The sequence below is a fragment of the Streptomyces chartreusis NRRL 3882 genome, from assembly GCF_900236475.1.
Taxonomy (GTDB): domain Bacteria; phylum Actinomycetota; class Actinomycetes; order Streptomycetales; family Streptomycetaceae; genus Streptomyces; species Streptomyces chartreusis_D.
Genome location: NZ_LT963352.1, coordinates 6,268,352 through 6,291,456, shown reverse-complemented (window position 1 = coordinate 6,291,456; position 23,105 = coordinate 6,268,352). Strand labels below are relative to the sequence as shown.

The following is a 23,105-nucleotide window of genomic DNA, read 5'->3' as shown; positions in this document are numbered from 1 at the left end:
CCCCACCGGGCCCCGAGTTTTGCTCATATCGCGTTACGAGACGTTGACCCCGAAGTCCAGTGCGATGCCCCGCAGCCCCGACGCGTACCCCTGACCGACGGCCCTGAACTTCCATTCGCCCTGGTAGCGATAGACCTCGCCGAAGATCATCGCGGTCTCCGTGGAGGCGTCCTCGCTGAGGTCGTAACGGGCGAGTTCCTGGCCGTCCGCCTGGTTCACCACACGGATGAAGGCATTGCTGACCTGGCCGAAGGTCTGGTTCCGCTCGTCGGCCATGTGGATGGAGACGGGGAAGACGATCTTGTCGCACTGGGGCGGCACCTTGGAGAGGTCGATCAGCAGTGACTCGTCGTCGCCGTCGCCCTCGCCGGTGAGGTTGTCACCGGTGTGCTCCACGGATCCGTCCGGGCTCTTGAGCTGGTTGTAGAACACGAACCACTCGTCCCCGAGCACGCGCCCGCCGCTGCACATCAGCGCGCTGGCGTCGAGGTCGAAAGGGGCTCCGGTGGTGGAGCGCGCGTCCCAGCCGAGCCCGACCATCACCTGCGTGAGGTTCGGTGCGGCCTTGGACAGGGAGACGTTGCCCCCTTTGGCGAGCGTGACGCCCATGATGCTGTCCCTCCCCGGGTGGTGTTTCTCAGGTGGTCCTGCACGTCCGGCGCCGCACGTAAACCGTGCGGCGCCGGACAGGAAGACCTGGGGCCCTGTCGTCAGGGCCCTTCGGATGGCTCAGACGTTCACGCCGAAGTCCTGCGCGATGCCGCGCAGGCCCGAGGCGTAGCCCTGGCCGATGGCGCGGAACTTCCACTCCGCGCCGTGCCGGTAGAGCTCACCGAAGACCATGGCGGTCTCGGTGGAGGCGTCCTCGCTCAGGTCGTAGCGGGCGATCTCGGCGCCGCCGGCCTGGTTCACGACGCGGATGAACGCGTTGCGGACCTGGCCGAAGGACTGCTGGCGGGTCTCGGCGTCGTAGATGGAGACCGGGAAGACGATCTTCTCGACGTCGGCCGGAACCGTGGCGAGGTCGACCTTGATCTGCTCGTCGTCGCCCTCGCCCTCACCGGTGAGGTTGTCGCCGGTGTGCTCGACGGAGCCGTCCGGGCTCTTGAGGTTGTTGAAGAAGATGAAGTGCTGGTCGCTGGCGACCTTGCCGGAGTTGTTCAGCAGCAGCGCGCTGGCGTCCAGGTCGAAGTCGGTGCCGGTCGTGGTGCGGACGTCCCACCCCAGACCGACGATGACCGCGGTCAGGCCCGGCGCCTCCTTGGTCAGCGATACGTTGCCGCCCTTGCTGAGGCTGACTCCCACGAGTCCTCCATTGGTGTCCAGGGGCGGGATGCCCCGTTGTGCTCGGATGTCGGATCAACGAGTCGATCCTAGTGACGGGTTCCCGCCCCTCGCAGGCCCTGGAGCCGACAAATCAGCGGGTGTCGAGCGCATGACGCCCGACCGGCGTCACAGGGTGTCGAGCGCCTTCACGTAGTCGTTCAGGTCGCGCGCGTCCGGCAGGCCGTTGACGACCGTCCAGCGCACGACGCCCTCCTTGTCGATGACGAAGGTGCCGCGCACGGCGCAGCCCTTGTCCTCGTCGAAGACGCCGTAGGCGCGCGAGACGTTGCCGTGCGGCCAGAAGTCCGACAGCAGCGGGTACTCCAGGCCCTCCTGCTCGGCGAAGACGCGCAGCGTGTGGATGGAGTCGTTGGAGACGGCGAGCAGCTGGGTGTCGCGGTCGGAGAACTGCGGCAGGTTGTCCCGCAGCTCGCACAGCTCGCCCGTGCAGACGCCGGTGAAGGCGAAGGGGTAGAAGAGCAGCACCACGTTCTTCCGACCGCGGAAGTCGGACAGCTTGACGCTCGCGCCGTGGTTGTCCTTGAGCTCGAAGTCGGGGGCCTTCTCGCCGACCTGGATCGCCATCGTTGTGGGTGTCCCTTCGGTGGGGCTTCTCGAATGGGCCCCACCCTACGCAGGGACCGGCGCAGACCGGTGGGCGGGCCGACGATGCCGGCCCGCCCCGTCCGTACGGCTGACGCGTGGACGTGTCGTACGGCTAACGCTTCGACTTGGCGGCCTTCGGCGTCGCCAGCCGGCTGCCGCTCCAGTCCTTGCCGACGCTGACGCTCTTGGACGCCGTCAGACCCGCCGTGGTGGCGGCTTCCGAGATGTCGCTCGGCTCCACATAGCCCGAACGGCCGGTCTTCGGCGTGAGGAGCAGGATCGCGCCGCCCTCTTCGATGTACGTGGTGGCATCGACCAGCGCATCCGTCAGGTCGCCGTCGTCGTCACGGAACCACAGCACAACGGCGTCGGCCACGTCGTCGTAGTCCTCGTCCACCAGGTCGCCCTCGACGATGCCCTCGATGGCCTCGCGGAGTTCCTGGTCCACGTCGTCGTCGTAGCCGATCTCCTGGACCACCTGCCCGGGCTGGAACCCCAGCCTGGCGGCAGGGTTCGTCCGCTCCTCCGCGTGGTCCGCGGTCGCGCTCACGGGTTGCCTCCTGATCATTTCTTGGGATGTCGGTTTCCCCCTGCTCCTGTGAGCTCGGGGGAATCTCAGCCACGCGCGTGCGCGAAGCATTGGCCGTAGTCCACACGGGCGGGGCGGATCGCGCAAGTACCCGGCCGTTCAGACCGCCGAAACGGTGACGATCCTGGCGGTGTCACCGCAACTCCAGGCACACCATCATGGTCCGAGGTGACGCACACCACACCTTTCTGCCCTGTTTGGGCGTTTGGGAATCGTCTGCGGGTACGAGACTCGAAGGTATTCGCCCCATACGTCACGGAGCCGGTCCCACGCCCGGGTTACCGCTGGGTAGAGATGACGTTTACGGCCCCGAGGTGGACCATGGGGAGCGGCGCGGCCCAAGCGACAACGCCCAGCGACCACAGCGAAACAGCGGCCCTCGCAGGCCCTCTGACAGGTAAGGAACAGCGTGGCTTCCGCATCCGATCGCAACCCGATCATCATTGGCGGCCTTCCGAGTCAGGTTCCTGACTTCGATCCCGAAGAGACGCAGGAGTGGCTCGACTCCCTCGACGCCGCTGTCGACGAGCGCGGCCGGGAGCGCGCCCGTTACCTGATGCTGCGGCTGATCGAGCGGGCCCGCGAGAAGCGCGTGGCCGTGCCGGAGATGCGCAGCACGGACTACGTCAACACCATCCCCACCAAGAGCGAGCCGTTCTTCCCCGGCAACGAGGAGATCGAGCGGAAGATCCTCAACGCGACCCGCTGGAACGCGGCGGTGATGGTGTCCCGGGCCCAGCGCCCCGGCATCGGCGTCGGCGGTCACATCGCCACGTTCGCGTCCTCCGCCTCCCTCTACGACGTCGGCTTCAACCACTTCTTCCGCGGCAAGGACGAGGGCGACGGCGGCGACCAGGTCTTCTTCCAGGGGCACGCCTCGCCGGGCATCTACGCCCGCGCCTTCCTGCTGGACCGGCTCAGCGAGCAGCACCTGGACGGCTTCCGCCAGGAGAAGTCCAAGGCGCCGTACGGCCTGTCGTCGTACCCGCACCCGCGCCTCATGCCGGACTTCTGGGAGTTCCCGACGGTGTCGATGGGCCTCGGCCCGATCGGCGCGATCTACCAGGCGCGGATGAACCGCTACATGCACGCGCGCGGGATCGCCGACACCTCGAAGTCGCACGTGTGGGCGTTCCTCGGCGACGGCGAGATGGACGAGCCGGAGTCGCTGGGCCAGCTGTCCATCGCCGCCCGCGAGGGCCTGGACAACCTCACGTTCGTCGTCAACTGCAACCTCCAGCGCCTCGACGGCCCGGTGCGCGGCAACGGCAAGATCATCCAGGAGCTGGAGTCGATCTTCCGCGGCGCCGGCTGGAACGTGATCAAGCTGGTGTGGGACCGCACCTGGGACCCGCTGCTCGCCCAGGACCGCGACGGCGTGCTGGTCAACAAGATGAACACCACGCCGGACGGACAGTTCCAGACGTACGCCACGGAGACGGGCGCGTACATCCGGGACCACTTCTTCGGTGACGACCACCGCCTGCGCGCGATGGTCGAGGGCATGACCGACGACCAGATCCTGCACCTGGGGCGCGGCGGTCACGACCACCGGAAGATCTTCGCGGCGTACAAGGCGGCCGTGGAGCACAAGGGCCAGCCGACGGTGATCCTCGCCAAGACGATCAAGGGCTGGACGCTGGGCCCGAACTTCGAGGGCCGCAACGCCACGCACCAGATGAAGAAGCTGACGGTCGACGACCTCAAGCGCTTCCGCGACCGCCTGCACCTGCCGATCTCGGACAAGGAGCTGGAGTCCGGCGTGCCGCCGTACTACCACCCGGGCCGGGACTCGGAAGAGATCCAGTACATGCACGACCGCCGCAGGGGGCTCGGCGGTTACGTCCCCACGCGCGTCGTGCGGTCCAAGCCGCTGCCGCTGCCCGAGGACAAGACGTACGCGACCGTGAAGAAGGGTTCGGGCCAGCAGTCGATCGCCACGACGATGGCCTTCGTGCGCCTGCTCAAGGACCTCATGCGGGACAAGGAGATCGGCAAGCGGTTCGTGCTGATCGCGCCGGACGAGTACCGCACGTTCGGCATGGACTCGTTCTTCCCGAGCGCGAAGATCTACAACCCGCTCGGCCAGCAGTACGAATCGGTCGACCGTGACCTGCTGCTCGCCTACAAGGAGGCGCCGCACGGCCAGATGCTGCACGACGGCATCTCGGAGGCGGGCTGCACGGCGTCCCTGATCGCCGCCGGCTCGGCCTACGCGACCCATGGCGAACCGCTGATCCCGGTCTACGTCTTCTACTCGATGTTCGGTTTCCAGCGCACCGGCGACCAGTTCTGGCAGATGTCCGACCAGCTGGCCCGCGGTTTCGTCCTGGGCGCGACCGCCGGCCGGACGACCCTGACCGGTGAGGGCCTCCAGCACGCCGACGGCCACTCGCAGCTGCTGGCCTCCACGAACCCCGGCTGCGTGGCGTACGACCCGGCGTTCGGCTTCGAGATCGCGCACATCGTGAAGGACGGCCTGCGCCGGATGTACGGCGGCTCCGAGGAGCACCCGCACGGCGAGGACGTCTTCTACTACCTGACGGTCTACAACGAGCCGATCCAGCACCCGGCCGAGCCCGAGAACGTGGACGTCGAGGGCATCATCAAGGGCGTCTACCGCTTCAGCGAGGGCACGGCCGGCTCGATCCCGGCGCAGATCATGGCGTCGGGTGTCGCGGTGCCGTGGGCGGTCGAGGCGCAGAAGGTCCTGGCCGAGGAGTGGAACGTCAAGGCGGACGTCTGGTCGGCGACCTCCTGGAACGAGCTGCGGCGCGAGGCCGTGGCCTGCGAGGAGCACAACCTGCTGCACCCCGAGGAGGAGCAGCGGGTGCCGTACGTGACGCGGAAGCTGGCCGATGCGCAGGGCCCGGTCGTGGCCGTGTCCGACTGGATGCGATCGGTTCCGGACCAGATCGCGCGCTGGGTGCCGCAGACGTACCAGTCGCTCGGCGCGGACGGTTTCGGGTTCGCGGACACGCGGGGCGCTGCCCGCCGCTTCTTCCACATCGACGCGCAGTCGATCGTGGTGGCGGTGCTCACCGAGCTGGCCCGTGAGGGCAAGGTCGACCGGTCGGTGCTCAAGCAGGCCATCGACCGGTACCAGCTGCTCGACGTGTCGGCGGCCGACCCGGGGGTCGCGGGCGGCGACGCGTAACTCGTCAGACCCTGTCAAGGGGTGGTGAGCCTCACGGGTACACCGTGGGCACACCACCCCTTCACGTTTTCTACGATTCGGCCATGCAGCAGCAGTCGGCCCGACACCGTTGGGAACAGCACACGCAGCGCCCCCTCTTCGGCCTGGCCCTGGCGTTCGCCGTCGCCTACGCCGTGCCGATCGTCCGGCCCGACGCGAGCCGGGACGTGGTGGAGGTGTGCACGGCCGTCGAGTGGGTGGTGTGGGGCGCGTTCGCGCTCGACTACGCCATACGGCTCGCGCTCGCCGAGCAGCGGCTGGTGTTCGTACGGACGCACTGGCTCGACCTGGGCGCGGTGGTGCTGCCGATGCTTCAGCCGATGCGGTTGCTGCGGCTGGTGTCGACGCTGCTGCTGGTCGGGCAGCGGGCGCGGATGGCCTCGCAGATAAGGCTCACGACGTATGTCGCCGGTGCGGTGGTCGGTCTGCTGATGTTCGGGTCGCTGGCGGTGCTGTCGGTGGAGCGGGACGCGCCGGACGGGAACATCCGGACGCTGGGTGACGCGGTGTGGTGGTCGTTCACGACGATGACGACCGTGGGGTACGGGGATCATGCGCCGACGACCGGGTTGGGGCGGATGCTCGCGGTGGGGCTGATGCTGTCCGGGATCGCCCTGCTGGGTGTGGTGACGGCGAACATCGCGGCGTGGTTCATCGCGCGGTTCGAGAAGGACGATGTGGAGGAGCGGCGGCAGACGGAGGCGATCCGGGAGCTGACGGAGGAGGTACGGGCGCTGCGGGGGGAGTTGGCGGCGCTGAAGGAAACGTCGGTGAGGTGACATGAAGGTGGGCCCCCGGCTGACGCCGGGGGCCCCTCCCTCACTTCCCCGGGCGGGGACGGCATGGGGTCAGAACAGCATGCCGTTGCCCGGGGTCGTCGCTCCGGCCAGCCAGATGACGGCCAGGAGCGTGTCGATGGCGCCCAGGACCAGGGCGACCACGGCCGTGGCCGGGCGGGAGCCCGCCCAGGTGCGGCCCATGGCGAGCCAGCCGCAGACGATCGCCACGGGGCCGAGGATGATCCCCAGCACGAAGAATCCGGCGACCGCGCAGATGACTCCGATGATTCCGAGCGTCGCGCGATCCGGCCCGGTCCGTGACCACGTCCGGCCACGTGAGCGGGGGTGCCTGCGCGTACCGTGTCCGAAGCTCGCCATCATCAACTCCCGTAAACCCTCAGTCGGTTGGGGTTCGGTTCGGGTACGACATGGCGAGTACCCCCACATCGGGCCTCAATCCCGCTGCTTGCGCGCTGCCCCCCTCCGGCAGCGCGCCGCAGCGTCCGTCCTCCATGCCCTGCGGAGGACTTGACCCACTGTGACCTGCGAGGCCCGCCGGAGGGGAGTGGTCAGCGGCCTTGTTCACCCTGATAGGCGAACACCCGGATCGGACCGTCAGATGTGCGCCGCGCCCGCGCCGGCGCCCGCGTTCTCACCGCGCTTGGTGAGGAACGCAACCAGCACCGCCACCACGGCGACACCGGCGGCCACGAGGGACGCCGCGCTCATGCCGGAGATGAACGTGTCGTGCGCGACGCCCGTGATCTTCGCGGCGATCGCGTCCGGCGTGCCCGGCGCCACCGGCGGGACACCGACCTGGACGGCCTCGGACGCCTGGTGCTCCTGCCCCGGCGTCAGCGGCGGAAGCCCCGCCTTCTCCCAGTTGCCCGCGAGGTCGCTGTTGACCTTGGACGCCATCACGGCGCCCAGCACGGCCGTACCGAGGCTGCCGCCGATCTGCATGGCGGCCTGCTGAAGACCGCCCGCCACGCCCGACAGCTCCATCGGGGCGTTGCCGACGATGACTTCGGTCGCGCCGACCATGACCGGCGCGAGGCCGAGGCCGAGCAGGGCGAACCAGAGCGACATGATGCCGCTGCCGGTGTCCGTCTCCAGCGTGGACATCCCGTACATGGCGATCGCGGTGAGCGCCATGCCGCCGGCGAGCGGGACGCGGGGGCCGAACTTGGTGATCATCGCGCCGGCGAGTGGCGAGCCGACGATCATCATGCCGGTGAGCGGCAGCAGGTGCAGACCCGCGTCGATCGGGCTCATCCCGTGCACGTTCTGGAGGTAGAACGTCACGAAGAACAGGCCGCCCATGAAGGCGATGGCCATCAGGACCATGAGCACGACGCCCGCGGACAGCGCCACGGAGCGGAACAGCGCGAGCGGGATCAGCGGCTCCTTCACCTTCGTCTCCCAGAAGGCGAACAGCGCGAAGCCCAGCACGGAGGCGCCGAGGAACGCCAGCGTCTTGGCGTCGCCCCAGCCCCACTCGGACGGCGGGGCCTTGATGAGCGCCCACACCAGGCAGAACACGGAGGTCGACAGCAGGGCGATGCCCAGGATGTCGAAGGAGCGCGGGGCGTTCTCCGCGCGGTGGTCGAGGAGGATCCAGACGCCGAGGACGACGGCGAGGACACCGACCGGCACGTTGATGAAGAACACCGACTGCCAGTTGACGTGTTCGACGAGCACGCCGCCGAGGATCGGGCCGCCGGCGGTGGACGCGCCGATGACCATGCCCCAGATGCCGATCGCCATGTTGAGCTTCTCGGCCGGGAAGGTGGCCCGCAGCAGACCGAGCGCGGCCGGCATCAGCAGCGCGCCGAAGAGGCCCTGGAGAACGCGGAAGGTGACGACCAGCGCGATGCTGTCGGACAGACCGATGGCACCCGAGGCGGCGGCGAAGCCGACGACGCCGATGAGGAAGGTCTGCCGGTGACCGAAGCGGTCGCCGAGCTTGCCCGCGGTGATCAGGGAGACCGCGAGGGCGAGGAAGTATCCGTTGGTGATCCACTGGACCTGGGCGAAGGTGGCGCCGAGGTCCTTCTGGATCGCGGGGTTGGCTATGGCCACGATGGTGCCGTCGAGGGCCACCATCATGACCCCCACAGCGACGGTGATGAGGGTGAGCCAGGGGTGCCCTCGCAGCCCCTTGCCCGGCGTCGCGCCCGACGGCGTCGCCGGTGCCTTGCCCCCCGACCCCGTCGTGTCGATGGTGGTCTGACTAGTCATGCTTCGAGGCTAATGACAGCCACTGACAATTGACAAACCAATTCACAAGTCGGTAACTGACACACCACTTCCCTATAGCCTGAACTGGGCAAACACTGAAAGAGAGAGGCATCACTTGAACCTGCGCGAACGCAAGAAACAGCGCACCCGGGACGCGCTGCTGCGGGCCGCCCTGGAACTGTTCGTCACGCGCGGGTACGAGGAGACGACCGTCGACGACATCGCCGCCGCCGTCGACGTCTCGCAGCGCACCTTCTTCCGCTACTTCGCCGGCAAGGAGGAGACGGCGTTCTACGTGCCGCGGCTCGCCGAGACGCAGGTCGTCGAGGCCGTACGGGCCCGCCCGCCGGGTGAGGCCCCGCTGGAGGCGCTGCGCCGGGCCGTGCTGGAGAGCTGGGACACGATCAGCGAGACGATCGAGGAGATCGTGCCGGTCGAGCTGCACATGCGCGTCTACCGGGTGATCGAGTCGACGCCCGCGCTGCTCGCCGCCCATCTGCGGCGCGCGGCGGAACTGGAGGAGGAACTCGCCCGCATCATCGCGGAGCGCGAGGGGCTCGACGTGGACGCGGATCCGCGGCCCAGAATCATCGTGGCCCTCTTCGGCGGGGTGATTCGTGTCACCGAGCGACTCTGGTCCGCGGGGGACGACCTCACCCTCGAAGGAATGCGCCAACTGACCGCCACTTACCTCGATCAGGTGGGTCCGGCCCTGGCCGGGAACTGGCGTACGGAGCAGTCCCCTTAGCACATTCACCGAAACGTGATCCCGGTCACTTGGTTAACGCGAGACCCTCTCGTTCTCCTAGTGTGTCCTTTCAGTGACTTCCTTCGACACCACCCCGCAGCTCAACGTCTGGCGCGCACTGCTCGCTCTGGCCGTCGTGTTCGTGATGCTGGCGACCACCGGCTGGACGGCCCTGCGCAACCAGCGGGGCGACACGCCGCTCCAGGCCTCGCTGTCCGCCTGGGAGCACGGCCGGATCGGCGGTCACCGGTTGCCGGACCCGCAGTCCCAGCCGACGAGGCTGGCCCGCTTCTTCGCCTCGCTCACCGAGCGGGACCGCGCGAGCCTGGTCCGCGAGTACCCGCTCGCGGTCGGCAACATGAACGGCGCCCCGGTCGAACTGCGCTACCGCGCCAACCGCGTCGCGCTCGCCCAGGCACGCAAGGTCGAGCGGGAACGCATGCACGACAACCGTCTCACCCCGGCCGGGAAGCACGAGGCCGCCCGCCGGATGCACCGCTTCGACGACCTCATGGAGAAGGGCCGCCACATCCTCGCCTTCGACCCCGAGGGCTCGGGACGGGTGGCGGAGGTCTTCGGCGACCTGCGTGAGGCGGACCGGGTCTCGGTCGTCGTACCCGGTGTGGACACCAACCTGCTCACCTTCCAGCGCACCCAGCGCAAGTACTCGGCGCCCGTCGGCATGGCCGAGTCCCTGTACGCGGCCGAGCGGACAGCGAGCCCCGCGACCCGTACGGCCGTGATCGCCTGGGCCGACTACACGGCACCCAGCGGACTCGGCATCGACTCGGCCACGGGGTTGCGTGCCGAGGAGGGGGCCGTACGGCTGAACGCGCTGGTGCGGGCGCTGCCGGGCAGCACGCCGGTCTCGCTGTTCTGTCACAGCTACGGCTCCGTGGTGTGCGGCGTCGCCGCGCACTCGCTGCCGGGCCGGGTGTCCGACATCGCGGTGGCCGGCAGCCCCGGCATGCGTGTCGAGAAGGCCGCCCAACTGCACACCACCGCCCGGGTGTGGGCGATGCGGGACGCCGACGACTGGATCCAGGACGTGCCGTACCTGGAGGTCGGCGGGCTGGGCCACGGGGCCGACCCGGTGTCCGCCGGGTTCGGTGCGCGGGTGCTGTCGGCGCAGGGTGCGAAGGGTCACGCCGGCTACTTCGAGCCGGGTACGGCAAGTCTGATGAATTTCGCAGAGATCGGCGTTGGCGCATACCGCTCGGTGCACTGCGCGCACGAAGACGGCGTCTGCCGGACCGGTTTGTCCGGCACGGCCGCGGCCTGACGCGCGTAGAGGCGAAGGAACTGCGGTCTGCTCGGGAGGGGGACGGAGGAGCGCGTGCCGCATACGATGAGCCGCATGGGTGACGTACTGGCCGGATTTCATGCCGCCTGGGAGTTCGAGTCCGACTCCGTGCTCATCCGTTACGAGCGGGGGATTCGAACACCCAAGCTCTTCCAGGCGCTGGGGGAGCGTCGTGTGCCCCTGGAGGCGATCGCCGGGGTGACGCTGACGCGCGGCAAGCGCGGCACGGTGGTGCTGCGCGTCGAGCCGCGGCCCGGTGCGGATCCGTTGATGGAGGCCGCCGCCGGACAGCTCAAGGACAGCGGCGATCCCTACCGGCTGGTGCTGCCCGCCGAGCGGGAGGTCCTCGCGGAGTACTACGCCGACGAGTTGCGGTCGCTGCTGACGGAGTCCGGGCCGGCGGAGCGGTTCCTCGTGGAGCCGCCGAAGGGGCCCTTGTCGTTCAAGGCGTACGACGGGAAGGCCTCGTTCGACGGGCGGACCGTGAACTTCCGGTGGTTCTGGACGGGGGCGTCGTCGGCGAAGTGGAAGGCCGGGGACCAGAGTTTCTCCGTCGGGGAGCTGAACGGGGTGGAGTGGCGGTCACCCGAGGTCTTCGAGGGGCATCTGCGGTTGCTGCGGCGCGACGGGTCGGGGACCGGCGCGGGGGCTGCCGCGCAGGCCGACCAGGATCCCGCCGCGGTGGTGTTCGGGTTGGGGTACGGACCTGTGCACGAGTCACTGCCGTTCGCCGCGGCGGTGTTGGCGGCGGTGCGGGCGTCGAGTCCGGTGGCGGCGGTTTCCGCGGCCGGGCCGCGGCGTGATCCCGCGGACATCGCCGAGCGGATTCGGCACCTTGGTGAACTGCATCAGGCCGGGTTGGTGACCGATGAGGAGTTTTCGGTCAAAAAGGCTGAGTTGTTGGCGGAGCTTTAGCGTCTGCGGGGTGCTGCGCGCCGGCGGGTGCGGGGTGCTGCGCGCCGGCGGGTGCGGGGGCTTCGTGGCCGGTCGCGCAGTTCCCCGCGCCCCTAGGAACCTTCACTCACGTCCGGCAGAAGTGAAGGTCATGTCCGCGTAGCGGGCGCCGGCCACCTGGGCCGCAATGCCGTTGAGCAGGTCCAGTTGCTCTTCCGTCAGGACGATCCTGGTCGCTGCCGTGTTCTCCTCCAGCCTGGACGGCTTGCGGGTGCCCGGGATCGGGATGACCGGCAGACGGTGGACGGATGCCTGCTGCTGGACCCAGGCCAGGGCGATCTGGCCGGGGGAGGCGTCGTGGGCCCTGGCCACCGAGCGGATCAGCTCCAGCAGGGCCGCGTTCGTCGTCGCGTTCTCCCCCGTGAAGCGGGGCTGCTGGCGGCGGAAGTCGTCCGGCGTCAGGTCCTGGTCGGCGTTGGTGAAGGAGCCCGTGAGGAAGCCGCGGCCGAGGGGTGAGTACGGGACCAGGGCCACGCCCAGGTCGCGGGCCGCGGGGACGACCTTCGGCTCGATGTCACGACTGAACAGCGACCACTCCGACTGCACGGCCGCGATCGGGTGCACCGCGTGGGCGGCGCGCAGTTCCTCGGCCGTCACCTCGCTCAGGCCCAGGTGCTTGACCTTGCCCTCGCGGACCAGGTCGGCCATCGTGCCGACGCTCTCCTCGATCGGCACGTTCACATCGCGCCGGTGCATGTAGTAGAGGTCGATGACGTCGACGTCGAGGCGCTTCAGGCTCGCCTCGACGGCCTCGCGGATGTAGGGCGGGTCGTTGCGGATGACGCGGCGCGTCGGGTCTTCCGGGGGGATCGACAGGGCGAACTTGGTCGCGATGACGACCTCGTCGCGGTGTGCCTTGAAGAACGGTGACAGGAACCGCTCGTTCTCGCCGGCGCCGTACGCGTCGGCCGTGTCGTAGAAGGTGACGCCCAGTTCGAGCGCCCGTTCCAGGGTGGCCCGGGACGCGTCCGCGTCCGACGGGCCGTAGGCGAAGCTCATGCCCATGCAGCCGAGGCCCTGGACGCCCACCTCGGGGCCGTTGTCGCCGAGCTTCGCCGTCGTGATCCTGCCGTCCGTCATCGGGACCTCTCCGACGCCAGGGCGCGCCCGGCGTCCGCGTAGAAACTGATCTTCCGGTCGAGCACCGCGAGCGTGCCCCGGAGTTCGTCGATCCTGGCCAGCACGTCCTCGCGGGTGGTCTTCAGCAGTTCGAAGCGCTCGCCGTAGGTGTGGTCGCCCTCACGCACGAGTTCCGCGTACCTGACCATGTCGGCGACCGGCATGCCTGTCAGGCGGAGCTTGCCGACGAGGTCGAGCCAGTCGAGGTCGCGGTTGGTGTAGCGACGCTGGCCGGTGTGGGACCGGTCGATGTGCGGCATCAGGCCGATGCGTTCGTACCAGCGCAGGGTGTGCGCCGTCAGGCCGGTCAGGGTGACGACCTCGCTGATCGTGTAGCGGTCCTGGCCGTCCGGACGCCGGTTCTGCTGCGGCGGACCGGCGCAGGTGTCGGTCCTGGTCCCCGTGGTCTCCATCACCGTCATGACCCCAACGCTAGAACCTTGGAGTGCACTCCAAGCAAGCGCCGACGGTAAGAAATCGGCAGGACGCTTCTCGATCCGGCTGGTTAGCGTAGGGCGTCATGTGTGCCGTACGCCGCGCCCTGCCCGAGGACGCCGAGGAAGTCCTCCGCCTGCGCCAGATCATGATCGACTCGTTGTTCGGTGACCCCTCCGCCGCCTGGCACGGGGAGTCGCTCCCCACACTGAGGGCCAAACTGGGCGAGCCGGACGGGGACTTCGCGGCGTTCGTGGCGGACCACCCCGAGCGGCCGGGGGCGCTGGCGTCGCTGGTGGCCGGGACGATCGACTACCGCATCGGGAAGATGGGCGAACCGCGGGGCACGGTGGGTTTCGTCTTCAGTGTCGCCACCGACCCGTCCGCCCGGCGCCGTGGGTACGCGCGCGCGTGCATGACGACGCTGCTGGAGTGGTTCCGCGAGCGCGGCGCCCGGCGGGTGCAGCTCACCGCCTCGCCGGAGGCCGAGCCGCTGTACGTCTCCCTCGGTTTCCGGCCCAAGCCCGACCCCTTGCTGGAACTGACGCTCTGAGCGCATAGGCTCGAACGCATGTCGCTGAAGAGCCTCGCGTTGATCGAGAACTGGCCGGTTCCCACCGCCGCTGCGGGTGTCGTACGGGCGGACGGCACCGTGCTCGGGACCCACGGACCGGCCGGACAGCGGTTCCCGCTCGCGTCGGTGACCAAGCCGCTGGCCGCCTACGCGGTGCTCGTCGCGTACGAGGAGGGAGCCGTCGAGCTCGACGAGCCGGCGGGTCCCCCCGGGGCGACGGTCCGGCATCTGCTCGCGCACACTTCGGGACTCGCCTTCGACGAGCACAAGGTCACGGCCCCGCCCGGGGAGCGACGGCTGTACTCCAACGCCGGCTTCGAGCAGCTCGGGGACCACGTGGCGAAGGCGACCGACATCCCGTTCGGGGAGTACCTGCGGCAGGCCGTGCTGGAGCCGCTGGGAATGACCTCGACGACCCTCGACGGCTCTCCGGCCAAGGACGGCGTGTCCACGGTCGAGGACCTGCTGCGGTTCGCGGCCGAGGTGCAGGCCCCGCGCCTGCTGGACCCCCGGACGGTCGCCGAGGCGATGACCGTGCACCACCCGGGCACGAAGGGCGTCCTGCCGGGGTACGGCCACCAGAACCCCAACGACTGGGGGCTCGGCTTCGAGATCCGCGACTCCAAGTCGCCGCACTGGACGGGCTCCTCGTCCTCGCCGCGCACCTTCGGGCACTTCGGGCAGTCCGGGACGTTCCTGTGGGTCGACCCCGACGCGCGGGCCGCGTGCGTCGCGCTGACGGACCGGGCGTTCGGGCCGTGGGCGATCGAGGCGTGGCCGGTGTTCACGGACACGGTGCTCGCGGAGCTCTAGGACATCTCCCAGATCAGCAACTCGGCGTCGGTCCGGCCCTCGGCCTCCAGGCCCTTCGCGTCGGTGATCCGGGCCGCGTCGCCGGCGCCGAGCGTCTCGCCGTCCAGGCGTACCTCCCCGCGCACGACGTGCACGTACGCGAACGCCGCGTCCGGTACCGCCGTCCGCTCCCCCGCTCCCAGACGCCGCACGTGCAGCATCGCGCCGGCCTCCGGGACGGCGTAGGGCGTCGAGTCGGCGATGCCGTGGACGACCTCGTAGGAGGGGTCGCCGCCGGGCCGGAGCGGGGCCAGCCACATCTGGACGAAGGTGAGGGGGCCCGGGCCGTCGTTGCGCTCCACGTGGCGCACCCCGCCCGCCGCGCTCAGCCGCTGTACGTCTCCGTGGCGGACCACCGACTCGTGCCCGGTGGAGTCCCGGTGCGTCAGCTCGCCCTCGACCACCCACGTCACGATCTCGGTGTGGCTGTGCGGATGCTCGTCGAAGCCGGCCCCGGGCGCCAGGCGCTCCTCGTTGCAGGCGATCACCGCGCCGAAACGGAGGTTGTCCGGGTCGTAGTGAGGCCCGAAGGAGAAGGCGTGCCGGCTCTCGATTCCGGCCGCCGGGTCGCCACCTTGGTAGCGCTCGTCAGCGCGCCGTACGTCCATCACGGAGTCCACCGTAGACCCGGCGACGCACCTTCCCGTCCGGATAAGGCAGTCTTGTCCCGTGCCCGAACCCGAAACCAGCAAGAACGCAGCCGCAGCACACGACGTCCACTCGCATGCCGCGACGCTGAAGCGGCTGGAGAAGTCGTCCGGATCGCTCGCCGCGCAGGCCATCGCGCGGATGGACGAGACGCTGCCCTGGTACCGGGCCATGCCCCCGGAGAACCGTTCCTGGATCGGTCTGGTCGCGCAGGCGGGTATCGCCGCGTTCACCGAGTGGTTCCGGCATCCGGACGCCCCGCAGGCCATCTCCACCGACGTGTTCGGAACCGCGCCGCGCGAGCTGACCCGGGCGATCACGCTGCGCCAGACCGTGGAGATGGTGCGCACCACCATCGAGGTCATGGAGTCCGCGATCGACGAGGTCGCGGCCCCGGGCGACGAGCGGGTGCTGCGCGAGGCCCTGCTCGTGTACGCCCGGGAGATCGCCTTCGCCACCGCCCAGGTGTACGCGCAGGCCGCCGAGGCACGCGGTGCCTGGGACGCCCGCCTGGAGTCCCTGGTCGTGAACGCCGTGCTCAGCGGCGAGGCGGACGAGGGCGCCGTGTCGCGTGCCGCCGCCCTCGGGTGGAACTCGCCCGAGCACGTGTGCGTCGTGCTCGGCACCGCACCCGACGGGGACAGCGAGCTGACCGTCGAGGCGATCCGGCGTGCCGCCCGGCACGCCAAGCTCCAGGTGCTGACCGGGGTCCTCGGAGACCGGCTGGTCGTCATCGCGGGCGGCAGCGACAACCCGCTGGCCGTCGCCAAGTCGCTCATCGGCCCGTTCGCGGCCGGGCCGGTCGTGGCGGGCCCGGTGGTGCCGGACCTGCTGGCCGCGACCCGGTCCGCGCAGGCCGCGGCGGCGGGCCTCAAGGCGTGTTCGGCCTGGCAGGACGCCCCGCGCCCGGTGCTGGCGGACGACCTGCTGCCGGAGCGGGCCATGGCCGGTGACCCCTCGGCCCGCGAGCAACTGGTGGAGGAGATCTACAGACCGCTGGAGGAGGCCGGGGCCGCGCTCCTGGAGACCCTCAGTGTCTATCTCGAACAGGCGAGCAGTCTCGAAGGCGCCGCCCGGATGCTGTTCGTCCATCCCAACACCGTCCGCTACCGGCTTCGACGTGTGACTGACGTCACCGGCTGGTCACCCTCCGATGTACGCTCTGCGTTCACACTGAGGATCGCGCTGATCCTGGGGCGTCTGGTCGATGGAGATCTCCAGCCCTAAGGTTTTGTCGGGGCTCGACAAAACCCCCTCGTGTTCTTCGTCCCTGTCCCCACGGGCGGCCGTGGCCGTCCCCAAGAGAGAGTGTGAGAGTGCTCGTACTCGTCGCTCCCGGCCAGGGCGCCCAGACGCCCGGCTTCCTGACTGAATGGCTCGACTTCCCCGGTGTCCGCGGTGCCCTCGAGGCATGGTCCGACGCCGTGGAGCTCGACCTGATCCGTTACGGCACCGAGGCAGACGCGGAGGAGATCCGCGACACCGCGGTGGCGCAGCCGCTGCTGGTCGCGGCCGGCATGGCGTCCGCGTCCATGCTGTTCGAGGACCCCGCCGACTTGCCGCGGAAGGTCGGTGCCATCGCCGGTCACAGCGTCGGCGAGTTCACCGCGGCGTCGCTCGCCGGGGTGCTCCCGCACGAGGAGGCGCTGCGCCTGGTCCGCACCCGCGGGCGCGCCATGGCCGACGCCGCCGCCGTCACCGAGACCGGCATGGCCGCGCTGTTGGGCGGCGACCCCGAAGTGACGGTTCCGCACTTGGAGAGGCTCGGCCTCACCCCGGCGAACATCAACGGCGCGGGCCAGATCGTCGCGGCCGGCACCAAGGAGCAGCTCGCCGCGCTGGAGGCCGACAAGCCCGAGGGCGTGCGCAAGGTCGTCGCGCTGAAGGTCGCCGGCGCGTTCCACACGCACCACATGGCCCCGGCGGTCGAGACGCTGGCCAAGGCCGCCGCCGAGGCCCGGCACACCGGCGACCCGAACATCACCTACGTGTCGAACAAGGACGGCCGGACCGTCGCCTCCGGCGCCGACGTGCTGGACCGTCTGGTCGGCCAGGTCGCCAACCCGGTCCGCTGGGACCTGTGCATGGAGACCTTCAAGGAGCTCGGCGTCACCGCCCTGATCGAGGTGTGCCCCGGCGGCACCCTCACCGGCCTCGCCAAGCGGGCCCTGCCCGGCGTGAAGACGCTGGCCCTCAAGACCCCCGCCGACCTCGACGCGGCTCGCGAGCTCATCGCAGAGCACGGTGTCTGAGAAGGAGCCCGAGAGCATGGCGAAGATCAAGCCCAGCAAGGGCGCCGCGTACGCGCGGATCCTCGGCGTCGGCGGCTACCGCCCGACCCGGGTCGTGCCGAACGAGGTGATCCTGGAGACGATCGAGTCGTCCGACGAGTGGATCCGCTCGCGCTCCGGCATCGAGACGCGGCACTGGGCCTCCGACGAGGAGACCGTCGCCGCGATGTCGCTGGAGGCCTCAGGCAAGGCCATCGCGGACGCGGGCATCTCCGCCGAGCAGATCGGCGGCGTGATCGTCTCGACCGTCTCGCACTTCAAGCAGACCCCCGCGGTCGCCACCGAGATCGCCGACAAGCTGGGCACCGCCAAGGCCGCCGCCTTCGACATCTCGGCGGGCTGCGCGGGCTTCGGCTACGGTCTGACCCTCGCCAAGGGCATGATCGTCGAGGGCTCGGCGGAGTACGTCCTGGTGATCGGCGTCGAGCGGCTGAGCGACCTGACCGACCTGGAGGACCGCGCGACGGCCTTCCTGTTCGGCGACGGCGCCGGCGCGGTCGTGGTCGGGCCGTCCCAGGAGCCCGCGATCGGCCCGACCGTGTGGGGCTCGGAGGGCGACAAGTCCGAGACGATCAAGCAGACCGTGCCGTGGACGGACTACCGGAACGGGACGGTCGAGAAGTTCCCCGCGATCACCCAGGAAGGCCAGGCGGTGTTCCGCTGGGCCGTGTTCGAGATGGCGAAGGTCGCCCAGCAGGCGCTGGACGCGGCCGGGATCACCGTGGACGACCTGGACGTCTTCATCCCGCACCAGGCCAACGTGCGGATCATCGACTCGATGGTGAAGACGCTGAAACTGCCGGAGCACGTCACGGTCGCCCGTGACATCCGCACCACCGGCAACACCTCGGCCGCCTCGATCCCGCTCGCGATGGAGCGGCTCCTGGCGACCGGCGAGGCGAAGAGCGGCGACACCGCGCTCGTCATCGGCTTCGGGGCGGGTCTCGTCTACGCCGCGACTGTCGTTACCCTCCCCTAGGCACTCCGTGCCGGATCATGCGGTCCGGCACGGGAGAAACACCTGCCACACCCTCTGGAACATCTACGAAGGAGCGCCGACATGGCCGCCACTCAGGAAGAGATCGTCGCCGGTCTCGCCGAGATCGTGAACGAGATCGCCGGCATCCCGGTTGAGGACGTCCAGCTGGACAAGTCCTTCACCGACGACCTGGACGTCGACTCGCTGTCCATGGTCGAGGTCGTCGTCGCCGCCGAAGAGCGCTTCGACGTCAAGATCCCGGACGAGGACGTCAAGAACCTCAAGACCGTCGGCGACGCGACCGACTACATCCTCAAGCACCAGGGCTGATCCACCGATCAGGCCCCTGGGCTGACTGCCCCGCCACCCGGCGGTGGCGCCGCTTAATCCTCGGATCCGTTGGAGAAAGAATTCCCGTGAGCTCGACCAATCGCACCGTGGTCGTCACCGGTATCGGCGCAACCACACCGCTGGGTGGCGACGTAGCCTCTACCTGGGAGGGCCTGGTCGCCGGACGTTCCGGCGTCAAGCCCCTGGAGCAGGACTGGGCCGCCGAGCAGGCGGTCCGGATCGCCGCCCCCGTCGCCGTGGAGCCGACCGAGGTCATCCCCCGGCCGCAGGCCCGCCGACTGGACCGCTCGGCGCAGTTCGCGCTGGTCGCGGCCAAGGAGGCCTGGGCCGACGCCGGTTTCGAGGCGAAGGCCGGCGAGGACCCGGCCGTCGACCCGGACCGGCTCGGCGCGGTCATCGCCTCCGGCATCGGCGGCGTGACGACGCTGCTCGACCAGTACGACGTGCTCAAGGAGAAGGGCGTCCGCCGCGTCTCCCCGCACACCGTTCCCATGCTGATGCCCAACAGCCCGTCGGCCAACGTGGGGTTGGCCGTGGGTGCCCGGGCGGGCGTGCACACGCCGGTCTCCGCCTGCGCCTCGGGCGCCGAGGCCATCGGCTACGCCATCGAGATGATCCGCACCGGCCGTGCCGACGTCGTCGTCGCGGGTGGTACGGAGGCGGCGATCCACCCGCTGCCCATCGCCGCGTTCGGCAACATGATGGCGATGTCCAAGAACAACGACGACCCGCAGGGCGCGTCGCGTCCCTACGACGTGGCCCGCGACGGCTTCGTCCTCGGCGAGGGCGCCGGTGTCGTCGTCCTGGAGTCCGCCGAGCACGCCGCCAAGCGCGGGGCCCGGGTGTACGCCGAGGCGGTCGGGCAGGGCATCTCCGCCGACAGCCACGACATCGTGCAGCCGGAGCCGGAGGGGCGGGGCATCTCGCACGCCCTGCAGAACCTGCTGGAGCGGACCGACCTGGATCCGGCGGAGATCGTGCACGTCAACGCGCACGCGACGTCGACGCCGGCCGGTGACATCGCCGAGTTGAAGGCGCTGCGGAAGGTGTTCGGCGACGACACCGACCACATCGCGGTGTCCGCGACGAAGTCGATGACCGGCCATCTGCTGGGTGGTGCCGGTGGTGTCGAGACGGTGGCGACCGTGCTCGCGCTGTACCACCGGGTGGCTCCGCCGACGATCAACGTGGAGAACCTCGACCCCGAGGCCGAGGCGAACGCGGACGTGGTGCGGGGTGAGGCCCGGAAGCTGCCGGTCGACGGGCGTATCGCCGCGTTGAACGACTCGTTCGGGTTCGGCGGGCACAACGTGGTGCTGGCGTTCCGGACGGTTTGATTTCGCCTTCACGGCGAGTGGCCCGGACTCTTCGTGAGTTCGGGCCACTCGCCGTTTCGTGTCGCGTTGTGTGCCGGGTGCGGGTTCGTGGGGGTTGGTCGCGCAGTTCCCCGCGCCCCCAAAAGGGCGTCACACCACCTGGTGGAGCCAGCGGACCGGGGCGCCTTCGCCCGCGTAGCGGAACGGCTCCAGCTCGTCGTCCCAGGGCTTGCCCAGGAGTTTGTTGAGCTCGGCCTCCAGGTCCGTTTCGCCGCGCTGGCTGCGCTGCAGGGCGGCGCGCAGACGGTCCTCGGGGATGAGGATGTCGCCGTGGATGCCGGTGACCGCGTGGAAGATGCCCAGGTCGGGAGTGCAGCTGTAGCGTTCGCCCTCGGCGGTGGGGCAGGGTTCCGCGGTGACCTCGAAGCGGAGGAGGTGCCAGCCGCGGAGTGCCGAGGCGAGCTTGGACGCCGTGCCGGCCTGGCCCTGCCAGGAGAACTCCGAGCGCCAGGTGCCCGGGGCGGCGGGCTGACGGATCCAGTCCAGGCTGACGCGCGTACCGAGCACCCCGGCGACGGCCCACTCGACGTGCGGGCACAGCGCGCGCGGCGCCGAGTGCACGTACAGAACTCCACGTGTCGTCACCGGAACCTCCGGGCAGAGCGGGACATCTTGGAAACGGGCGGAACGGCTGTGACCGGGCGGGTCACGTTGATGGCGAGGCTACCGTGCGGTGACGCAAGGAGTGTGACGTACGGTCGGTCCCGGTGCCGGGAAACGCCCGCCATTCACCCAGGGGGACGCTTGTACGGGTGTGAGCCGTTGCACCTGATCGGTCGGGAACCCTCGTGCGTTGTTATTGGTTGGGGAGACAGGCACGGCGCGGCGAGGGGACGGACCAGGGATGCGGAAGCGAAGCCACCGCTCGCGGGTCGTGCTTGCCGTGGCTGTGGCGGCCGCCCTGGGCGTGGCCGGGTGTGATGCCGTCGGGGACAACTCCCCCGCCCCGTCCCGTTCGGCCGAGCCGTCCCCCGGGCCCACGCCCCTCTGGGACCGCAGCCCGAGTTCCGTCGCGGCCGTGGGTGACTCGATCACGCGGGGTTTCGACGCCTGTGACGTGCTGTCGGACTGCCCGGAGGCGTCCTGGGCGACCGGTGCGAGCCCGGAGGTCGACTCCCTCGCGGTACGGCTGCTGGGGCGGGCCGGGGCCGCGGAGCGGAGCTGGAACTACGCCGTGACCGGGGCGCGGATGGCGGACCTGCCCGGGCAGATCGCCCAGGCGGTGCGGCGCAAGCCGCAGCTGGTGACGGTCATGGTGGGGGCGAACGACGCCTGCCGGGCCACCCCCTCGGCGATGACCCCGGTCTCCGAGTTCCGCGCCGACTTCGAGGACTCCCTGCGCACCCTGCGCAAGGCCCTGCCCAAGGCCCAGGTGTTCGTGGCCAGCGTGCCGAACCTGAAGCGGCTGTGGTCACAAGGGCGCACCAGCCCGCTGGGCAAGCAGGTCTGGCAGCTGGGCATCTGCCCGTCGATGCTGGGTGACGCGGACGCCGTGGACTCGACGGCGAATCTGCGGCGGAACACGGTGCAGAAGCGGGTGGAGGACTACAACAAGGTCCTGAAGGAGGTCTGCGCCAAGGACGAGCGGTGCCGCTACGACGGCGGCGCGGTGTACGACTACCGCTTCGGCACCGCCCAGTTGAGCCGTTGGGACTACTTCCACCCGAGCGTGAACGGGCAGGCCCGGTTGGCGGAGATCGCGTACCGGACCGTCACGGCGGAGCGGCCCTGACCCGGGCCTGACTTAGAGTTCCGCACATGAACGAACTCTTCGGCACACTTTCCGACGGCACGCCGGTGCACCGCTGGACCCTGGAGCGCGCGGGCGTCCGGGTGCGGATCCTGTCGTACGGCGGAATCGTGCAGTCCGTCGAGGTGCCGGACCGGGACGGGCGGGCCGGGAACGTGGTGCTGGGGTTCCCCGACCTCGACGGCTACCTCACGCACCCGGATCCGTACCTCGGCGCCCTGGTCGGGCGGTACGCCAACCGGATCGCCGGTGCTCGGTTCCCACTGGACGGGCGGACGTACGCGCTCGAACCGAACGACGGGCCGAACGCGTTGCACGGTGGAGTGCGTGGCTTCGACAAGCGGGTGTGGGAGGGGACGCCCGTCGAGCACGGTGTGCGGCTCGCGCGGGTCAGTCCGCACGGGGAGGAGGGGTTCCCGGGTCGGCTGGAGGTCTCGGCGACGTACACGCTCCAGGAGAGCGGTGCGCTGCGGATCGCGTACCAGGCGGTGACGGACGCGCCGACCGTGGTGAACCTGACGAACCACAGCTACTTCAACCTGGCCGGTTCCGGAGACGCCGGCGGTCACGAGCTGTGGCTGGCCGCCTCGCGGTACACGCCGGTGGACGCGGATCTGATCCCGACCGGCGGCCTGGACGACGTGACCGGCACGCGCTTCGACTTCCGCGAGGCGCGCAAGGTGGGCGCCGGCTACGACCACAACTTCGTGCTCGACAAGGGTGTGACGGACGCTCCGGCCGAGGTCGCGGAGCTGCACGACCCGGCGTCCGGGCGGGTGCTGACGGTGGCGACCACCGAGCCCGGACTCCAGCTGTACACCGCCGACCACCTGGGCGAGCCCTTCGCGCCCGGCGACGGCATCGCGCTGGAGACGCAGCGCTTCCCCGACTCCCCCAACCGGCCGGAGTTCCCGGGCACGGTGCTGCGGCCGGGTGAGGTGTACTGCTCGGAGACGGTGTACGGGTTCGGCATCCGCTAGGCGCTCGC

24 protein-coding genes are annotated in these 23,105 nt (G+C 70.0%); 14 read left to right on the top strand and 10 right to left on the bottom strand.

The features are described from left to right. Positions 1-33 precede the first annotated feature (33 nt). From SCNRRL3882_RS28440 to SCNRRL3882_RS28425, 4 genes are all read right to left on the bottom strand, one after another. Positions 34-609 carry a TerD family protein gene (locus SCNRRL3882_RS28440; protein ID WP_010048507.1) on the bottom strand — a complete coding sequence of 192 codons (576 nt, stop codon included), beginning with the start codon at positions 607-609 and terminating at the stop codon, positions 34-36. Between the two features lie 120 nt (positions 610-729). Further along, a complete protein-coding gene (locus SCNRRL3882_RS28435; protein ID WP_010048509.1) occupies positions 730-1,305 on the bottom strand; it encodes a calcium homeostasis/redox stress adaptation protein in 576 nt (191 codons plus the stop codon). 147 nt (positions 1,306-1,452) lie between these two features. Beyond that, positions 1,453-1,911, bottom strand: a complete 459-nt coding sequence (locus SCNRRL3882_RS28430; RefSeq protein WP_010048511.1) for a peroxiredoxin — start codon at positions 1,909-1,911, stop codon at positions 1,453-1,455. A 133-nt stretch (positions 1,912-2,044) separates the two neighbouring features. After that, a complete protein-coding gene (locus tag SCNRRL3882_RS28425; protein WP_010048512.1) occupies positions 2,045-2,482 on the bottom strand; it encodes a DUF3052 domain-containing protein in 438 nt (145 codons plus the stop codon). Between the two features lie 448 nt (positions 2,483-2,930). On the opposite strand from SCNRRL3882_RS28425, the gene aceE reads away from it, so the two are divergent. Together aceE and SCNRRL3882_RS28415 are read left to right on the top strand one after the other, a co-directional pair. Continuing rightward, positions 2,931-5,678: a pyruvate dehydrogenase (acetyl-transferring), homodimeric type gene (gene aceE / locus SCNRRL3882_RS28420; RefSeq protein WP_010048513.1), complete on the top strand. Its 2,748-nt coding sequence runs from the start codon at positions 2,931-2,933 to the stop codon at positions 5,676-5,678. Positions 5,679-5,761: 83 nt separating this feature from the next. After that, complete coding sequence (locus SCNRRL3882_RS28415) at positions 5,762-6,496, top strand: potassium channel family protein (protein ID WP_010048514.1); 735 nt, start codon at positions 5,762-5,764, stop codon at positions 6,494-6,496. 69 nt (positions 6,497-6,565) lie between these two features. Here SCNRRL3882_RS28415 and SCNRRL3882_RS28410 read toward each other — a convergent pair whose 3' ends face one another. Both SCNRRL3882_RS28410 and SCNRRL3882_RS28405 read right to left on the bottom strand, forming a co-directional pair. Then, positions 6,566-6,877: a hypothetical protein gene (locus SCNRRL3882_RS28410; protein WP_010048516.1), complete on the bottom strand. Its 312-nt coding sequence runs from the start codon at positions 6,875-6,877 to the stop codon at positions 6,566-6,568. A 234-nt stretch (positions 6,878-7,111) separates the two neighbouring features. Beyond that, positions 7,112-8,737, bottom strand: a complete 1,626-nt coding sequence (locus SCNRRL3882_RS28405; RefSeq protein WP_029181775.1) for an MFS transporter — start codon at positions 8,735-8,737, stop codon at positions 7,112-7,114. A gap of 115 nt (positions 8,738-8,852) precedes the next feature. Here SCNRRL3882_RS28405 and SCNRRL3882_RS28400 point away from each other — a divergent pair, with 115 nt between their 5' ends. The 3 genes from SCNRRL3882_RS28400 (at position 8,853) to SCNRRL3882_RS28390 (ending at position 11,703) form a co-directional block, all read left to right on the top strand. Beyond that, positions 8,853-9,485 (top strand): TetR family transcriptional regulator, encoded by a 633-nt coding sequence (locus tag SCNRRL3882_RS28400; RefSeq protein ID WP_010048518.1) that lies wholly within the window; start codon positions 8,853-8,855, stop codon positions 9,483-9,485. A gap of 73 nt (positions 9,486-9,558) precedes the next feature. Further along, positions 9,559-10,767 (top strand): alpha/beta hydrolase, encoded by a 1,209-nt coding sequence (locus SCNRRL3882_RS28395; protein WP_010048519.1) that lies wholly within the window; start codon positions 9,559-9,561, stop codon positions 10,765-10,767. Positions 10,768-10,833: 66 nt separating this feature from the next. Continuing rightward, on the top strand, positions 10,834-11,703 hold the full coding sequence (locus SCNRRL3882_RS28390) for a DUF4429 domain-containing protein (RefSeq protein ID WP_040904419.1): 870 nt from the start codon (positions 10,834-10,836) through the stop codon (positions 11,701-11,703). A 102-nt stretch (positions 11,704-11,805) separates the two neighbouring features. Here the strand turns inward: SCNRRL3882_RS28390 and SCNRRL3882_RS28385 are convergent, their stop codons facing one another. Then, on the bottom strand, positions 11,806-12,822 hold the full coding sequence (locus tag SCNRRL3882_RS28385; protein WP_010048521.1) for an aldo/keto reductase: 1,017 nt from the start codon (positions 12,820-12,822) through the stop codon (positions 11,806-11,808). Further along, complete coding sequence (locus SCNRRL3882_RS28380) at positions 12,819-13,283, bottom strand: MerR family transcriptional regulator (RefSeq protein WP_010048522.1); 465 nt, start codon at positions 13,281-13,283, stop codon at positions 12,819-12,821. The genes SCNRRL3882_RS28385 and SCNRRL3882_RS28380 overlap by 4 nt, the downstream gene beginning before the upstream one ends. A 98-nt stretch (positions 13,284-13,381) precedes the next feature. On the opposite strand from SCNRRL3882_RS28380, the gene SCNRRL3882_RS28375 reads away from it, so the two are divergent. Together SCNRRL3882_RS28375 and SCNRRL3882_RS28370 are read left to right on the top strand one after the other, a co-directional pair. Continuing rightward, positions 13,382-13,849, top strand: coding sequence for a GNAT family N-acetyltransferase (locus tag SCNRRL3882_RS28375; protein ID WP_010048524.1), 468 nt, complete (start codon positions 13,382-13,384; stop codon positions 13,847-13,849). Between the two features lie 18 nt (positions 13,850-13,867). Beyond that, positions 13,868-14,683 (top strand): serine hydrolase domain-containing protein, encoded by an 816-nt coding sequence (locus SCNRRL3882_RS28370; protein WP_010048525.1) that lies wholly within the window; start codon positions 13,868-13,870, stop codon positions 14,681-14,683. Here SCNRRL3882_RS28370 and SCNRRL3882_RS28365 read toward each other — a convergent pair. Continuing rightward, the gene (locus SCNRRL3882_RS28365) at positions 14,680-15,330 is read right to left on the bottom strand and encodes a pirin family protein (RefSeq protein ID WP_029181777.1); all 651 of its coding nucleotides are present in this window, start codon (positions 15,328-15,330) and stop codon (positions 14,680-14,682) included. The genes SCNRRL3882_RS28370 and SCNRRL3882_RS28365 overlap by 4 nt on opposite strands. Before the next feature lie 61 nt (positions 15,331-15,391). Between SCNRRL3882_RS28365 and fasR the strand changes: the two genes are divergently transcribed. From fasR to fabF, 5 genes are all read left to right on the top strand, one after another. Further along, on the top strand, positions 15,392-16,597 hold the full coding sequence (gene fasR, locus SCNRRL3882_RS28360) for a fatty acid biosynthesis transcriptional regulator FasR (protein WP_010048527.1): 1,206 nt from the start codon (positions 15,392-15,394) through the stop codon (positions 16,595-16,597). An 89-nt stretch (positions 16,598-16,686) separates the two neighbouring features. Continuing rightward, positions 16,687-17,622 (top strand): ACP S-malonyltransferase, encoded by a 936-nt coding sequence (locus tag SCNRRL3882_RS28355; RefSeq protein ID WP_010048529.1) that lies wholly within the window; start codon positions 16,687-16,689, stop codon positions 17,620-17,622. Positions 17,623-17,638: 16 nt separating this feature from the next. Then, positions 17,639-18,640, top strand: coding sequence for a ketoacyl-ACP synthase III (locus tag SCNRRL3882_RS28350; RefSeq protein ID WP_010048530.1), 1,002 nt, complete (start codon positions 17,639-17,641; stop codon positions 18,638-18,640). An 81-nt stretch (positions 18,641-18,721) separates the two neighbouring features. Beyond that, the gene (locus SCNRRL3882_RS28345) at positions 18,722-18,970 is read left to right on the top strand and encodes an acyl carrier protein (RefSeq protein ID WP_003989952.1); all 249 of its coding nucleotides are present in this window, start codon (positions 18,722-18,724) and stop codon (positions 18,968-18,970) included. A gap of 86 nt (positions 18,971-19,056) precedes the next feature. Then, positions 19,057-20,328, top strand: coding sequence for a beta-ketoacyl-ACP synthase II (fabF, locus tag SCNRRL3882_RS28340; RefSeq protein WP_010048533.1), 1,272 nt, complete (start codon positions 19,057-19,059; stop codon positions 20,326-20,328). A gap of 129 nt (positions 20,329-20,457) precedes the next feature. Here fabF and SCNRRL3882_RS28335 read toward each other — a convergent pair whose 3' ends face one another. Continuing rightward, positions 20,458-20,952 (bottom strand): DUF3145 domain-containing protein, encoded by a 495-nt coding sequence (locus SCNRRL3882_RS28335; protein ID WP_010048534.1) that lies wholly within the window; start codon positions 20,950-20,952, stop codon positions 20,458-20,460. A 259-nt stretch (positions 20,953-21,211) separates the two neighbouring features. Here SCNRRL3882_RS28335 and SCNRRL3882_RS28330 point away from each other — a divergent pair, with 259 nt between their 5' ends. Beyond that, positions 21,212-22,099, top strand: a complete 888-nt coding sequence (locus SCNRRL3882_RS28330) for an SGNH/GDSL hydrolase family protein (protein WP_102514876.1) — start codon at positions 21,212-21,214, stop codon at positions 22,097-22,099. A 26-nt stretch (positions 22,100-22,125) separates the two neighbouring features. Further along, the gene (locus SCNRRL3882_RS28325; RefSeq protein ID WP_010048537.1) at positions 22,126-23,097 is read left to right on the top strand and encodes an aldose epimerase family protein; all 972 of its coding nucleotides are present in this window, start codon (positions 22,126-22,128) and stop codon (positions 23,095-23,097) included. Positions 23,098-23,105 lie beyond the last annotated feature (8 nt).